Annotated in this window: 14 protein-coding genes; 1 reads left to right on the forward strand and 13 read right to left on the reverse strand. The window is 50.7% G+C overall.

All coding sequences use genetic code 11. The features are described from left to right. Positions 1 to 67: 67 nt before the first annotated feature. From BLP91_RS15680 to BLP91_RS15695, 4 genes are read right to left on the reverse strand one after another with little or no spacing between them, the layout of a single operon-like run. Positions 68 to 955, reverse strand: a complete 888-nt coding sequence (locus tag BLP91_RS15680; protein ID WP_091573057.1) for a DUF6282 family protein — start codon at positions 953 to 955, stop codon at positions 68 to 70. A gap of 14 nt (positions 956 to 969) precedes the next feature. Further along, positions 970 to 1,887, reverse strand: coding sequence for an alpha/beta hydrolase (locus BLP91_RS15685; protein ID WP_091573058.1), 918 nt, complete (start codon positions 1,885 to 1,887; stop codon positions 970 to 972). After that, positions 1,880 to 2,623, reverse strand: a complete 744-nt coding sequence (locus BLP91_RS15690; RefSeq protein ID WP_342670318.1) for a FadR/GntR family transcriptional regulator — start codon at positions 2,621 to 2,623, stop codon at positions 1,880 to 1,882. The genes BLP91_RS15685 and BLP91_RS15690 overlap by 8 nt, the downstream gene beginning before the upstream one ends. Further along, on the reverse strand, positions 2,617 to 3,999 hold the full coding sequence (locus tag BLP91_RS15695; RefSeq protein ID WP_091573060.1) for a sodium/glutamate symporter: 1,383 nt from the start codon (positions 3,997 to 3,999) through the stop codon (positions 2,617 to 2,619). The genes BLP91_RS15690 and BLP91_RS15695 overlap by 7 nt, the downstream gene beginning before the upstream one ends. Positions 4,000 to 4,237: 238 nt before the next feature. On the opposite strand from BLP91_RS15695, the gene BLP91_RS16865 reads away from it, so the two are divergent. After that, positions 4,238 to 4,399: a hypothetical protein gene (locus BLP91_RS16865; protein WP_176758040.1), complete on the forward strand. Its 162-nt coding sequence runs from the start codon at positions 4,238 to 4,240 to the stop codon at positions 4,397 to 4,399. 10 nt (positions 4,400 to 4,409) lie between these two features. Here the strand turns inward: BLP91_RS16865 and BLP91_RS15700 are convergent, their stop codons facing one another. The 9 genes from BLP91_RS15700 to BLP91_RS15740 form a co-directional block, all read right to left on the reverse strand. After that, on the reverse strand, positions 4,410 to 6,218 hold the full coding sequence (locus BLP91_RS15700; protein ID WP_091573061.1) for an acyl-CoA dehydrogenase family protein: 1,809 nt from the start codon (positions 6,216 to 6,218) through the stop codon (positions 4,410 to 4,412). Then, positions 6,211 to 7,770 carry a class I adenylate-forming enzyme family protein gene (locus tag BLP91_RS15705; protein ID WP_091573062.1) on the reverse strand — a complete coding sequence of 520 codons (1,560 nt, stop codon included), beginning with the start codon at positions 7,768 to 7,770 and terminating at the stop codon, positions 6,211 to 6,213. The genes BLP91_RS15700 and BLP91_RS15705 overlap by 8 nt, the downstream gene beginning before the upstream one ends. 19 nt (positions 7,771 to 7,789) lie before the next feature. Further along, on the reverse strand, positions 7,790 to 8,215 hold the full coding sequence (locus BLP91_RS15710; protein ID WP_091573063.1) for a MerR family transcriptional regulator: 426 nt from the start codon (positions 8,213 to 8,215) through the stop codon (positions 7,790 to 7,792). A 494-nt stretch (positions 8,216 to 8,709) separates the two neighbouring features. Then, positions 8,710 to 9,981 carry a M14 family metallopeptidase gene (locus BLP91_RS15720; RefSeq protein ID WP_218119256.1) on the reverse strand — a complete coding sequence of 424 codons (1,272 nt, stop codon included), beginning with the start codon at positions 9,979 to 9,981 and terminating at the stop codon, positions 8,710 to 8,712. 116 nt (positions 9,982 to 10,097) lie between these two features. Beyond that, the gene (locus tag BLP91_RS16870; RefSeq protein WP_176758041.1) at positions 10,098 to 10,238 is read right to left on the reverse strand and encodes a hypothetical protein; all 141 of its coding nucleotides are present in this window, start codon (positions 10,236 to 10,238) and stop codon (positions 10,098 to 10,100) included. Then, entirely contained in the window at positions 10,225 to 11,550 is a 1,326-nt protein-coding gene (locus BLP91_RS15725; RefSeq protein WP_176758042.1) for a tetratricopeptide repeat protein, read from the reverse strand. Before BLP91_RS15725 ends, BLP91_RS16870 begins: the two co-directional genes overlap by 14 nt. 293 nt (positions 11,551 to 11,843) lie before the next feature. Further along, a complete protein-coding gene (locus BLP91_RS15730; protein WP_091573066.1) occupies positions 11,844 to 13,376 on the reverse strand; it encodes a polyamine aminopropyltransferase in 1,533 nt (510 codons plus the stop codon). An 11-nt stretch (positions 13,377 to 13,387) separates the two neighbouring features. Further along, on the reverse strand, positions 13,388 to 13,810 hold the full coding sequence (locus BLP91_RS15735; protein WP_091573067.1) for a DUF350 domain-containing protein: 423 nt from the start codon (positions 13,808 to 13,810) through the stop codon (positions 13,388 to 13,390). A gap of 17 nt (positions 13,811 to 13,827) precedes the next feature. Beyond that, positions 13,828 to 14,469, reverse strand: coding sequence for a DUF4247 domain-containing protein (locus tag BLP91_RS15740; RefSeq protein ID WP_176758043.1), 642 nt, complete (start codon positions 14,467 to 14,469; stop codon positions 13,828 to 13,830). Positions 14,470 to 14,697 lie beyond the last annotated feature (228 nt).

Below are 14,697 nucleotides of genomic sequence, written 5' to 3' on the forward strand. Positions count from 1 at the left end.
TCTAAGGCATGCTTCATCCACGGTACAACCCCTCCCATTCTATCTCGGCGTTGTCTAACGACCGTTTTTAAGAAAGGTTAAGCAGTTCTCTAGGATTGAGTGAGACCATCTTTTCAACTTCTCGCTCTGAGATGCCGTTGTCCATCAGTTGTTGTATGAACGCTCCCAATGCCTGTATGGGGGGTGGATTATGCACCTGCCCGTAATCCGTCACCAGAACACACGAGTCAGCGCCCAATGCTCGGATACTGTCGGCCATGAATCGCAAGGAAATGTCATGAAAATCAGGTCCGCACGCCAGATAACATTTCTCTAGGATACACCCCTGACGTACCAGTTCTTTTTGCATGTCCAGGGGGATCTTTGCGATCCCGAGATCCGCATGTTGGATCAAGATCTTCTGGACTCCGACCTCTTTCGCTTCCCGCACGAGAACAGTAACCTCATCAGGAGCGAGGTGTCCCGTGGCCAACACGATATCTTTTTCAGCGATGAGATGCAAAATTTCATAGACCTCGGGCCATAGTCTCCCCTCGTCGTTTACAACCCGGATCCCGTCGAACGGATGGGGCAGTGGTTTTTCACTCTTAAACAGTTTTCCGGTCGATCGGTGGGTATAGTATTTTTGATGTTGTTCGGCAGAAATCGTCGGCATCCAAATGATCTTGGCTCCCATCTGTATCGCCACATCCACCACGACAGGAGACAATCCTCCACTGAAGGCGTTTAAAACCAGCCCTCCATAGATGTGTAGGTCTGGATGTTTTTCTCTAAGCAGTGTGGCCCGGTCATAGGTTTGACCTTCATGAGCTTTTAAGACGACTCCCGCCATCTTCGCACGACGGACATCTTCAATTAGCTGCCAATCGCTCTGTCTGCGAGGGAAAATGCTTGGTGAACTGTGGACATGCATCTCAATTGCTCCGTCTAATAACGGGTGAAAAGAATAATCCATTCGGATCCCTTCCACTATGACATGCTGGGAGGTACTGCCGAGGTTTGACGCAAGCTTTTATTAAAAAACAAGATCAGTTTCTCGGTCAGTTTTAGGAACTCTTCGTGATCGGAATACATGAAATCATTGTGCTTGCCATCGATCGTGTACAACTCTTTAGGTTCGTTGGCGGCCTCATAAAGGAAAATGGCTTCTTCATAGGGGTGGAGGAGATTGTTCACACCATGGGCGATAAACAGCGGGACCGGGGCCATTTCCTTCACATGCTTTTCCACGTTCATTTCAATGATGCTTTCCGTAAACTGCAGTTTCGTTCGTTCACCGAATCCGTTCAGCGGAGACAATTCTTTAGCCACGTATGATTTCGTCGCTGGATCGAGCGGATAGTGAATGAATGGATCAGCCAAGAGGGAGTCTCCTTTAGTCACCCTACGGATCCGGTCTTCTTCCAAGGTTTCGAGGATGTTACGCCAATCCCTATAGGTGTGAACTGATTTTAGCCACCGTTCGCCATTGTAGAACCCATTCAGTGCAGCCACCGCTGATACTCGTTTATTCTTTGCCGTTACCTCGATCACATGGGATGCGCCCATCCCCCAACCGATTAAACCAATTCGGTTATGGTCAACGTTTTCTTGGAGTTGCAGGAAGGTGATTGCGTTGTTGATGTCCTGAACTTGCTCGGACAGGATCACACGTCCCCTTTCACCTTCACTGTCGGCAAAACCACGATAGTCGAATCCCAAACAAATATATCCTGACTGCGTCAGTTTTTTCGCAAACATCCTGGGATAAAATTGATTAAATCCGTTATAACCCGAGTTCGGGATGATGGCTGGCCGTTTCTCACCTTCTTTCAAATCTTCCGGCAAGTAAAGAGTACCTTGCAACGAATAGCCTTCGCTATAAAAAGAGATCTTTTTCTCAATCACGTGAATGGGCCTCCGTTCGTGTGTTTTTTGATTGTTGATCTCGGTATTTTTCCAACTTCTTTCGTGCATTCCCGAGATGGATCAACATCGCTTCACTGGCAGCTTCCGAGTCCCGGCGTGCAACGGCATCTTTAATGGCTATGTGTTCTTCTAACACTTGTTTTCTTTTCTTATAGAATCCAACGTTTTTCGTCAAAGAGAATTTCACGGCTTTATAATATAGATTGGATATTCCAACTATCGTTTGTTTCAACACCGGATTGTGCGAAGCATCGACAATCGTTTGGTGGAACAGAATATCCTGTTCATGCCCGATAGCCTCTTGGGTTTCAATGGCCCTCCGGATTTCGTCGAGGGCCTTCTCCATCTGTTCCAAATCTTCCTCCGACCTTCGTTTGGCGGCAAGAGCAGCAATTTGCGATTCGAGAATCATCCGCACTTCCAATAGCTGTAGCACTTCATCAATATCCACCATTTCAAGCGTGGTTTCTTCCATCAAGTTGGTAATGGAAACCGGCTGAACAACGCTTCCGCCACCTTGGGTGGATTTGATCATCCCACTGGCCTCCAGGATGCTGAGCGCTTCACGAACCGGCGTTCGACTCACTCCAAACATTTCCGAGATCCTGTATTCCGCCGGCAATTTATCGCCGGGTCGAAACTTTCCTTCCTTGATCATCTCTTTGATTCGATCAAAAACCTGTTCTGAAACTTTCTTTCTCTCAATCCTCAGGATGCATCCCTTCCTTCATTCATCCCTGACGTACGAAACGCCATTTGATTCTTTGAAACCAGCCAACCTCTAAAATGAGCGAGGGCGAATAAAGTAATTCCAACACCCAATACGATTGTAGTGAACAACCATCCCGTCCCAGCAACCATCATAATTGGACCAAACGTGATAATCATTAACTCAACCGGAACCATACCGATGTATCCCAAAGAATAATCTTCCAACGTCGTCGTCTTGGTGTCCGGATCAACGATACGCAACAACGCCATGCCCATGGCAACCGTACCAGTGGACCAGCCCCACCCAAAAAGCGCATTTTCAAACCAATGCCGGTAAAAGACTCGGGGAGCGATAAATCGGTAGATACACCACGCCCAAAACAAGCCGAAAATGAACAGCAGAATCAACGGATAAGCGTACTTGGCAACCACCGACAGTTTAATGGAAGTCATACCGAAGGCGACCAAGAGGTCCGTCGCCGTCCCACTGATCCGATTGACAACGCGCTTGTCAATGTAAGCGTCAACGCCTAGCCGGCGAAAGGCGATTTGAAAAACCAACCCGACAACGTACGCGAGGCTGAGTAAGGGGAGACTGACATTCGGAAAAGCCTGCCCCAAGACCTCCTGGAGATAATAACCAATCAAGACAATTACGGAAATCACGGAGAAATGGAAAACGATCGGATCGATGGAAATGGAGGATACCGTGTCATCCCCCATCGATTTCCTCTTCTCCTCTTTGATAAGCCCGGTACGAAGTTCTTCCGGGAGTTGATCGATATCCTTAATAAATTGGGTTTGGTTCTTCCTAGCGTTTGACTTAATTAGAATTAAACCTCCGACGATGGAACTGATAATCCCCACGGTCGCGGAGGTGAATCCGAGGGACATCGCCTCGTCCCAGCCGAGGGAGGAATACGCTTGTCCGATCGCCGCCGCGGTACCATGCCCCCCGACGAACCCGGCTCCTAAAATCAACCCAAAGCCGTCGGGCAAATCCCATACCGAACTTAAAATGATATAACCAAAAAGCGCTCCGCCCCCCCACATCAGTGTGGTTAACAACATGGAGTAGAGCCACATGTTACGAACACGTTTAAAGGTCTGACTCCATCGTACTTTCGCCGCCCCAACAGGAATCGCCCCAAATATAACAGCGATCAAAACTTCCGGATACTCCGCGATATAACTGGTGAACGGGAGTATCTGAAATCCGTTCGGTCCAAGAATCAGCCCCAAACCCCCTGCAATAATACTGGCCGGCAAAAACAATGACTGAACCATGCGAATCTTGGCTCTCAAAAACGTACCCATTAACAACAGCATGCTAATCAATCCGATATCGATAAATAGATACCATAACGAAAAATCTTTCATCATTCATCTCCTTTCAAAAAGTACTACCTCCTCGCTAAGAAAGCGCTATCATAAACTTGTATTACAACTATACAATATGAAAACATTAGATGTAAAGTAAGTAAAATTGGATTATATGGAATCAACTGATCATTTCCCCTGCCGAGTAAATGGATAGTAAAACATGACATCCAGGAGCGATTTTTGGTCAGTAAAAACTTAAAAAATAAGCCCCATTCCGGACGAATGAGGCATTCCGATGAATAATGAAACTACTGATGATCTGAAGCTTGGGAATTTGGTTTATTGTGGTTTCTTTGATCTGCTTGGAGATCGATTGACGAAAATGAAACACGCCCCACCTCCCCGGCCGGGTTTCGGCTCAGGGATTGAGACGCTCATTCGTATGCCTGAGGGATGATATTGCTTCATCATGTGATCGTCCCTTGAAATGATTGGAGCACTTCGACATCCACTTTTCGATAGTCCACCAGATCGTCAAAATAGACGAGGTCGGGAAGCCGGGTTTCTTTGAACCGGCCTGGGGTGGACGATTCAAAGTGAGCTTGCCTGTATAGTTCAGCAACGATGAATTTGCGTCCGTTTCCATCCGCCCCCGCCTGATCCTCAGCCTCTTTCAGGATGCAGACCAGCTGGTAAACATCGACAATCTGATCGGAGAGGGGTTTGAGGTAATAAGTGAGGATCTCTTCCGGCTGTGTCTTGAAAAAGGTGAGGTTTTCCCGGATTTGCTGAAGGCGATGATTGAGATCGGACTTAAAAGGCTGAGACAAAGGATGCGTCAATCCCTCCACCTCGCGGTGCATCACCTGAAAGAAAACCTCGTCTGCTCGAAACTTCTTTATGACCCGCCAGAGATCTAGCGCCAAGATATTGGCCGTACCTTCCCAGACGGTGAGTACCTGTGCATCCCGCAATAAGCGTGGCGTCACATACTCTTCGATGTAACCGTTGCCGCCCAAGGTCTCGATCGCCTGGTGTGTCATTTCTTTGGCTACTTCTCCCGTGCGGTACTTGATGAGAGAGATAAGCATCCGGACCATCACTTCATCCTCAGTACCGGCCTCACCGGCGTCCACTTGGTCATAGCGATGGATCATATCAAAGGTGGATCCGGTGTTCACTTCCAGCTCCACCAACATCTTCGCCAGGGTCTGCTTGACCATGGCGTATTGAAGGATCGGTCGGCCAAAAGCGTGGCGTTCTCTCGCATAATGCAAGGCTTCATAAAAAGAGCGACGCATGATCCCCGCGGCAGCTACTGCATTGCAGATACGGGAAATATTCAAAGCTTCCGCCATGTACTTAAAGCCCTTGTCCGCATCCCCGATCAGATACCCTTCCGCCTCCTCCAAGATCACCTCGGCTGAAGGAACCGCGTTGACACCCAACTTCTCTTTCAGACGACGGACATAGATGCGATTGCGGGTTCCGTCCGGTTTGGTCCATGGAACCAGGAAAAGTCCCAGTCCCCGAGTGCCGGGACGATCCGGATGGATTCGGGCAAGTACGGTAGCCACCATGGCACCTGCGTTGCTGGCAAAAAACTTCTCGCCGGTCAAGCGGTAGACGCCCGGTGCTTCCGGGTCCTCGGCCGCCACCGTCAAATTGGCTCCGACATCGGAACCGCCCTGCCGCTCGGTCAGCCAGGTGGCTCCCTCATAGAGGGTCTCTTCTTCAAGGGAGGTCAAACCCGTCAGATAGGTTTCTTTCTGTTCCGGTGTACCGTAACGGTCGATCAAGTGAGCAGCTGACAAGGTCAGGGTGACCGGACAGTAAAAGCCCGGTTCGCTTTCACTCACGAGGTATCCCTGCAGATAAGAGTACAGGTAGGGGGCTTTACGGCCCAGTTCCGGTATCTCGCGATACAGGTAACCGACGATCCCTGTACCGTACACTTCTTTGACGGTCTTCAGGTAGCCTTCGTTTTTAACGATTTGCGAGATATCTTCGCCCCGCCGATTGTATTTAACCAGACGAGGCTGCCCCTCCTTATCGGTATAGGCGGCACGTTCGTCAACTGGGCCGGCGACCCGTGCACCCAAGCGGGTCAGCTCCCGATCCGCCCATTGATGCATGGAGGGGGGAAGATACCGGCGCATCAGATATTGCAGATTGAAGTCTTCCAGGTAAAAATTAGGGGACTCCGGCGGCGGAGGGATATTCTTTCCGTAATGACCCACATCGATTTCCCGCTGGATATTACGCTGATCAGGCATATGAACCACTCCCCGTCCGATTTTCTTTCAATTGGTGTTTCAGAATTTTGCCGCTGGTATTTCGCGGCAACTCGGTCAGCACCTTCACTCGCCTCGGGATTTTATACTCAGCGATCTTCCCTTTTAGAAAACAACGGATTTCCTTTAACCAAGCTTCTTCATCCAATGGCGATTTCCCCGGCTTTGGCACAACAAAGGCTGTCACGGTTTCTCCCCATGTTTGATGAGGGAGACCCACCACCGCCACCTCTTCTACCGCGGGATGGCTGCCCAAAGCATCCTCCACCTCTTTTGGATAAACATTGATCCCACCTGTGATGATCACATCTTTTTTCCGATCCACGATCCAGAAAAAACCATCCTCATCCCGAAAGGCCAAGTCGCCGGAATAGACCCATCCGTTTTTCAGCGTCTGAGCCATCTCTTTCGATCGGTTGAGGTAACCCTGCATCATGCCTTCACCCCGCAGACGGATTTCCCCAATTTGACCAACGGGGCAAGGCTGTCCCTCCTCGTCTACGATCTCGACTTCAGTGAACAAGGCGCCCCGCCGGCCGATGCTCCCCGATTTTTCATGGTGATCCCGGTGGTGCATCAGAGTCCCGCTCGGTCCCGCCTCGGTCAAGCCATAAACACAGACCAGCTTATCCTTGCCAAATCCTTCGGCGATCGCATCCGCCTGGGTCTTGGACAGTGGAGCACCTCCGTACAGCCAGTATTTTACCGAGGAGAGATCCGTCCGGTGAAAAGCGGGCTCCTGCATGCTCAGCAGATAAGCCACGGGTGCGCCAAAGAAGTGGGTAACCCTCTCCTGTTCGACCAGGCGCAAAAAAAGATCAGGGGCAAAGGAGGGATAAAACACGTGGGATGCCCCGACGATGACAGCGGATATAAACATCAAGTGCAAGGGGGCGGAATGGCTGAGCGGCATCATGTGTAAAATACGACTCTCCAGATTGACCTCAAATTCGATGGCGGTCATCGTGCCAACCGTCAATAAATTGCCGTGGCTGAACCGTACCCCTTTCGGACGTCCCGTCGTCCCGGAGGTATAGAGGATATCCACCTCGTCCTCCTCGGTCAGTGTCATCGGGTCAAAGGTGTCAGCCTGTCCCCTGGTGAGAGAGGATTTCCAGTCCCCTAGGCTTTCCCAACGCCCTTCAGGGGGGCCGGTTTTGACATAGAAGCGGGAGGATTGCATCTTTGCCAGTTCAGCGACAGCTGGAAAAACCCCCTCATGGACAACGAGCCCCTTAGCCTGGCAATCCTCTAGAATATAAGCTACTTCATCTCGGCTGAACTGGACATTGATCGGTACCACCACCCCGCCGGCACGGAGAACAGCAAAGTATAGAATGGCAAAGTCAGGGACATTAGGCATCATCAACACCACCTTGTCCCCCCGCTGGATGCCTCTTTGTTGCAGGTGCTGAGCGAGGTGATCCGCTTGTTCATTCCACTGTCTGTAAGTGAGGCGCTGTTCTCCCAAGACCAGCGCCTCCCGGTCCGGATACTTGTTCCCGTTGATCTGCAGTATTTTTGACAGATTCACATGGAGCCCTCCCCTTCGTTCATTCCTTGGACTCTCGGTTCCCCTCAACCGCTTCTAAGGAGGCCATCTTCTCTTCAAAACGGGTTTTAAACTCCAAGATCTCCTCCCGCAATCGAATGAGCTCATCGATCCGGGCGTCCAATTCGCGGATTTTCTCCTCACCGTATTGGATGGTTCGCTGCAGCTGTTTGCGTCCCGTCCGATCTTCATCGAACAAGGTGATCATTTCCTTGATCTCGTGCAAAGAGAAGCCGAATCTTTTCCCACGCAGAATTAGCTTCAGACGGGCGCGATCACTGCGAGTGTAATAGCGGGTGCCTTTTCCGCTCCGCTGCGGCAGGATCAAGCCGATCTCCTCATAATACCGGATCGTCCGCGTACTGATGTCCAACTCCTGCGCTAGTTCGGATATGGTAAAGATACCCTTGTGAGTCGATGACGACACAGGATCGCCCCCAATTATCACACTATTCACACTCTATCATTATATAACGTTAACGTCAACGTAATTATTATTTTATTCAGATAATAAACCCGCCAAAAACCCTCCGCACAACTATACCTGAGCCATCTCGGGATGGGTGTTCACCGTTAGGACAGAAACAAGCTTGTGAAGTCTCCGATGTAAATGTTCTGGCAGCATCCCTCATCCCGAATCGCCCCTATCGCAGGCTTTACGAAAAAAAGAAAGTCCATCAAACATCTTCAAAACATCGTTCCGTCGAAAAAGGTTCAGGAATATGCGCTTATGACAGCCGCAGCGCAAAACATCAAGAAGATTGCCAACCACCTAGCCAAAGTCGGCTAGGTGGCCGGGAGGCCTTTTTGATCCATGTTTTGAAACCCCAATGAGCTGGCTTTTCTCTACAAAAATAGAGTGTGAAGAAAGCATTAAGGGGCTTTCTCCACACTCTGAGGAGCCCGACATGGACTTCCCCGTCATTTGGTTGTGCAACCTTCCCCGATCGCCTCACGGGGACAGCCGGCTTTTTCCGTAATGTACAGCACCGCTTCCCGATTGCGTTCTGTCTGCTCCTCAATCACCTCATCCGGCGGGTAGAAGCCGGGAACAGAATCTTTGGGATACATCTCAAAGGTGAAGGCAAAAATGCCGTGTTTTCCATAAGCCCAGTCTGTCATATCACCATCGGTGATGTAGAGATCGCTAGCCTGCATCGGTTGATAGCCGTTGGTTTCCGCCATGGCATGTCCCATAGCACTAAAAATCTGATAATCCTCGGCGTCCATATCCTCGGGGACATCCTCGTAAGTATATCCGTAAGGCCACAGGATCAACTCACTGTATGTGTGAAAGGTGATCGCCGTCTTGATCTGCTGCTCCCCGTCCACCACGCGGCTGTTGATAAAGTCTCTCACGCGGGCCGTCTCGGGAGCGGAGAAGGGTTCGGCTCCCCGATAGGTTTGGCTGGAGGGATCTCCGCTGGAACCACCACAACAACCCCACTGGTACCCGTAGTTCCGGTTTAAATCGGTACCGACAGAGAGCGATCCGTTGGGCTGCCGGTTTTTCCGCCAGTGTTTGTAGGTGCCATCACGGATATCATACTCACTTCCGTCGGGATTGACGCTAAAGATGATGAAGATCTCCCGGTTGTTCACCAACTCGGTCAGCTGTTCATCCTTCCCGTAGGAATCGGTAAACATCTTTAATACCGACAGGGTCATTTCCACGGTCAGATGCTCCCGGGCATGGTGTTGCCCTGTAAACAACACTTCCGGTTCATCTTCGTCCGTGTCGGGTTGGTCGCTGATTTTGACCGCCCATAATTCCCTGCCTTCATAGGAGCGGCCGATACTGAACTTCTTTACGATCTCCGGATGATCCTCCGCAGCTCGGTCGATTTCGGCCACCATCTCGTCATAGTTATGGTAGTCGGAGTCCGCAACCGGAAAATCCTGCGCCGTCATCATCTGTCGCATCGCAAAGCCTTGTTGCTTCAGCTCGTCCGCTGTCGCTTGATCTGCCGTGACCACCACATAATCCTTCCCCACCTGATCGATAGAGGCTCCGCTACCGGCGATCTGCGTCCGCTCTTCCTTTGTGGTGACATCATCGATCCGATAGATTTGCGGCTCTTTTTGACCGGAATCCACCGCTTTGCTATCGGATTGTCCCACAGCGACAAATGGCACGCATAGGATGAGTAAGGCTGTCATCCATACCGCCGTCCACCACCGATGACTTTGCAAAAAAACCTCTCCTTTTTTGAAAATTCAACCTTTACTTTCATCTTATAGTAATAGAAAAAGTTGTCAAGACATAAAAAGCCCCCTCCACTGCACAGGAAGGGGGAACCTTAACCCATTCAACCACCGCTGGGTTCATCATTGGATTGTTGTTGGGCGGCAGCGAGATGGTGAACATCCGCTGACGAATAAAAAGCACCGACTCCGAGCAGGAGCACAACAGCTGCCGCAGCAGCGATCAGAGGTTTACTCCACTTCATCCAAAAAATCCTCCTTGTCCTGAATATCCTTTTGTATCTCATACATATTTCGGATATATCTGAAAAATTCCTCTTCATCTTTATTTTTCCACATTTCTGCTAAACAATACAGCGCCCGGTGTTCCGGCTTTTTATATCCATAATCCCTGGCGAGATGCAAAGCTTCCTCATAGACACGGATCGCTTCTTGATCCTTATTCACTTTCCCGTAGAGGTCTCCTTTTAACAACAGGGCGTTGACGAGGCGAGGAGCATCGTTATGTTCTCTGGCATTCTGTATCGCCTGATCAAAAGTATCCAATGCTTGTCCATGATCTCCTTGCCGGCTGTATAACACCCCCAATCCGATCAACGTTTTCGTCAAGGATTTGGAAACTCCCACTTGGGGACAATTTAGCGCCGTCTGATAGTACCGTTCCGCGATATGAAACTCCTTTTCCTTCATATAGATATTGCCCAAGACCGTACAGAGAGTGACGATCGATCGGTAATGAAGGCTGCGGCGGGCGATGTCCAGCCCCTCTGAAGCATAGTGGATCGCGTCCGTCGCCATTTTCATGCGGTAGCACATTTCCGCCCGCAACCAATAGAACGCGAGCACATCCGCGGTGTTATCTATGTACTTAAGCTTCGGCCATATATCTTGCACCAATTTGAGACATTCTCCCACCCGTCCCAGTCGCTCCAGAAACAGGCCGCGATTTTTTTGAAGTATGTACCACAGATAGGGACGATCTCCTTCCGCTTGAAAGGCGCTGATCCCACTGTCTGTCCATTGCAAAGCCCGAACCAGATCATTCTGTTGATAGCGGGCGACCCCCAGCTCCAAATAGGCGGCGGCCTCAATATTCGTTTCCGGCGACGTCTGGTCTGCCAAGTGAATCGCCTTGTGCAACGATTGTTCCGCCCGCTTCCATTTCTTCTGGGAGACCCAGCATTTTCCCCTGATATAAAAAAGCTGCGGGGCCAAAGGACTATCATCCCCAATGCTGAGATCCCTCAATTCCTTCAACACCGCCTCGGAATTACCGATTTCACATTGAACCTCCGCCAGTTTCAGCTGCCGTTCCAAGGATTGATACCAATGTTGTTCTCCCGACAATAGCTCCGGCACCTGATCCGATGAGATCCCCAACTTCTCCAACACATAGAAGGCCCGATCAGAACGAACATGAGGCACCCCCCGTTCGATGTTACTGATGGTTGCCGGCGAAATATTGCCGTCGGCTAAATCCTCCAGCCGCAGACCTCTTTCTTTTCGGACCTTTCTGATAACTCTGCCTAAATCGTAAATATCCACGGTTTGCAACACCCACTCTTCGCCTCCCATTAACTTTTTTATCCAACAATATTTTACAATAATCCAGAGGTGGTTCAAAGGATTTTTGTTTCGTTTATCTTAATTTTTTCCGAAAGGGAGTGAAACTCTTCTCTCCGGCCGGATCGGTATCGGCATGCAGTGAATGGCCAGATGAGGTTCCCCCTCTCCCTTTCCCTGCAACCATACCGGAGTGTTTCTACTCATAGATTGAAATTTTCTCTTCTACCCACGAAGCACGGCGATGATCGAAAAGGCGGCCCCCGGATCAGGGACCGCCCTTATTTTTAGTAATGCTTCCACGCATCGCCATACAAATCCATCAACACCGGATCATTGAACGTGTTGGGACGAAGTTTACCCGGGTTTTGTTCATCCTTGCCGAAATGAAAGAGTGAAGGCAAGGTATCCTCAGTTAAATAGCGGTTCTTCTCTTCCGTTTCCACGCGGAGCGCCTGTTGCTTCACCGGCTCCCGGGTAGCCAATACAAATCCCCAGTTGCCAAAACTGGGTACATCCACGTGATACGAAAGGGTGTGGAGCCCCGCCGCCTTCACCGTCTCATAAATCGTCCAGTAACAATCTCGGGCGAAGACGGGGCTGGTCCCCTGCAAGACCAAAGCCCCCTCCGGAGCGAGTCGCTTTTTCAGCATCTCGTAGAACTGCACGGTATACATCCGGTTGATGCTCTCATTATTGGGATCGGGCAGATCGACGATCACAACATCGTAGAGGTTACGGTTGTCCCGCACATACTGAAACGCATCCTCATGCACGATATTCACCTGCGGATGGTCCAATGCCCCCTGGTTGATCGCCGTCAACAGCGGATCGCTCCGGGCCATCCGGGTGACGGCTGGATCCAGCTCCACCAGAGTGATTTTGTCGATATCAGGGTATTTCAGCAATTCCCGGACAACGAGACCGTCTCCGCCCCCCAAGACCAGGATGTGTTTGTGTTGCTCCGGAATGGACATCGCGGGGTGAACCAGGGATTCGTGATACCGGTATTCGTCGGTGGATGAAAACTGCAGGTTTCCGTTTAGGTAGAGACGGGTGTCCCCCTCTTCCCGGGTGACGACAATCCGTTGATACGCCGTCTCTTCCACTCGCAAAACCTGGTCCCGGTACAATTGACTCTCCAGGGCATGGCTCGCTTTGTCTCCGAAAAAGATACCAAAGGACAACAGCGCGAGACAACCGAGGGCAAATCCCTTCACCGCCGACGGGCGACGAAGGTCTCCCGCGAAGCGCCAGGCGATCAGCAGACCGACCAACGCGTTGATGCTCCCGACCACAAAAGCAGACCGAACCAACCCCAGCCAGGGACGTAACAGCAAAAGAAAAATAACTGCACCGATCAGACTCCCCGCGTAATCGAAAAATAAGACCCGGGCCGCGCTACGGTTAAGCTGTTCCCCGATACGGCGGGCTTCGCGGATCAGAATCGGCAGCTCCATCCCCGTCAGCACGCCGACAGCCAGCGTCACCAACACTAAAAAGATCTGGCCGCTCTTCGGCCCCCCATAGGCGGTGATCAAAAACAGAAGCAGCACGGAGACCCCGCCGATCAGGGCAACTCCCAACTCCACCAGCACAAAAGCGGTAAGCAACCGTCTCCTCACATATTCACTAAAATAGGCTCCCAGTCCCATTCCGCTCAGAAAAAAACCGATGGTAAGTGCATATTGCTTTACTCCATCACCGAAGGCGTAGGAACCCAAGGCGCCGAACAAGATTTCAAAGATGATTCCACAGATGCTGACAATTCCGCTGGACCAATAGATCCAGCGGATCTTCCGGCTTGCTTCCGGTTCCATCCTCATCCTCCTCAGGTAAGGCTGGCCCCGATCACCACAGCAAGACCGACAGACAGCAGAAAGGAGAAAACCCCGGCAGCGGTGTTTCCCTTGGCGATCTCAGCGTCCACATGGTGGCGAGGGGTGGCCCACTCCAATCCTTTGTATCCCAGTATCAAAAGAAGAATGCCGATTAAGCCCCACAGAGCTGTCCACCACAGACGATCGTTGGTCACGATAGCAAACCCGAGCACGATCGCAGTTCCGACCACTTTGCCGCCGGAAGCCAAGGCAGCCGCCACATTTTTCTTTTCAAAGATTTCTACCGTGTCATCGTACCGGGTCACCCTGGAAAACAAAAAATAGCCTAAAAAAATAGCGATCCCGGAGAATGATGTATACCCCATTGTCAACAAGATGGAGCGCAACAGCGGATACTGGTTTAAGATGTCCATGTCGATTCCCCCTTTGCTTATTTCCCTGCGCTGATCCCCCCGCCCCGAGAGCTGCGGGTACCCGCCGACCCATTTCGAATAGAGGTGGTTGAGGAGCGGTTTTCTTCAACAAAGTAGGGATATCGCGTATACTGCCGATCCCAGTTAATAAACCCGGTATAATAAGAGCGATAAGCATGAAACTTAGGCATATCAAAGGGATCGTCATCGAAGAGATCCGTCTCCTCTGTAAAAAGCTGCGGGTGATACTGCTCCCTTACAAACTCTTCAGGTGCCACTTCCACCAACACATCGGAAGGATCATCCAAATCCTGGTACACCGTCACCAGGGCCTCCGGATAGGCGAGAAGGTGGCGGTGATAAAAGGGAACAGCCTGCTGTTTAGGTTTTTGCAAGGATTGAATATGTTTAGAAATCTCTTCTACGCTCTTGCCTTCCACCCGGTAAATATGAGCGGAGTCCTTCTCATCATCGGAACGGCCGTTGGGAACTTCAGCAAAAAAATCGTACTTCGGATTTTCACTCTCCTTCAATTTCTCCTCCACCGGCGCGACCGCCTCCACACTGCTTTCCACAAGCAATGCGACGAGGATGACGATTAAAAGAAGCGGCAAACCGATGAGGAAAGCAACGCTCTTCCATATGTTCCTCTCATCCAAACACATCGCCTCCTTTGCAAGAAAAATCAACGTCTATTCTAACAACACCCATCTCTTTTTTCGAGACGAAAAGTTTCTGCTGCAGGCAAAGAGGAAGCCGCTCCCCCTTGCTTCCTCGGCCTGTGATCTGTCTATAATATGTAGACGGCAACACTGGAATAGAGTACCCCTTCCGTTAAACGGGGTTAGCCGTGTACCCCCAAAGCGAGACCCGGGAGCGGAGTGACC

Source organism: Melghirimyces thermohalophilus, from assembly GCF_900102685.1.
Taxonomy (GTDB): Bacteria; Bacillota; Bacilli; order Thermoactinomycetales; family DSM-45169; genus Melghirimyces; species Melghirimyces thermohalophilus.

Excerpts from the sequence above, each read along its gene's own strand:
- BLP91_RS15700 (WP_091573061.1), bottom strand. The coding sequence starts at position 6,218 with ATGCCTGATCAGCGTAATATCCAGCGGGAAATCGATGTGGGTCATTAC.
- BLP91_RS15730 (WP_091573066.1), bottom strand. The coding sequence starts at position 13,376 with ATGGAACCGGAAGCAAGCCGGAAGATCCGCTGGATCTATTGGTCCAGC.
- BLP91_RS15695 (WP_091573060.1), bottom strand. The coding sequence starts at position 3,999 with ATGAAAGATTTTTCGTTATGGTATCTATTTATCGATATCGGATTGATT.
- BLP91_RS16870 (WP_176758041.1), bottom strand. The coding sequence starts at position 10,238 with ATGAAGTGGAGTAAACCTCTGATCGCTGCTGCGGCAGCTGTTGTGCTC.
- BLP91_RS15680 (WP_091573057.1), bottom strand. The coding sequence starts at position 955 with ATGGATTATTCTTTTCACCCGTTATTAGACGGAGCAATTGAGATGCAT.
- BLP91_RS16865 (WP_176758040.1), top strand. The coding sequence starts at position 4,238 with ATGAATAATGAAACTACTGATGATCTGAAGCTTGGGAATTTGGTTTAT.
- BLP91_RS15735 (WP_091573067.1), bottom strand. The coding sequence starts at position 13,810 with ATGGACATCTTAAACCAGTATCCGCTGTTGCGCTCCATCTTGTTGACA.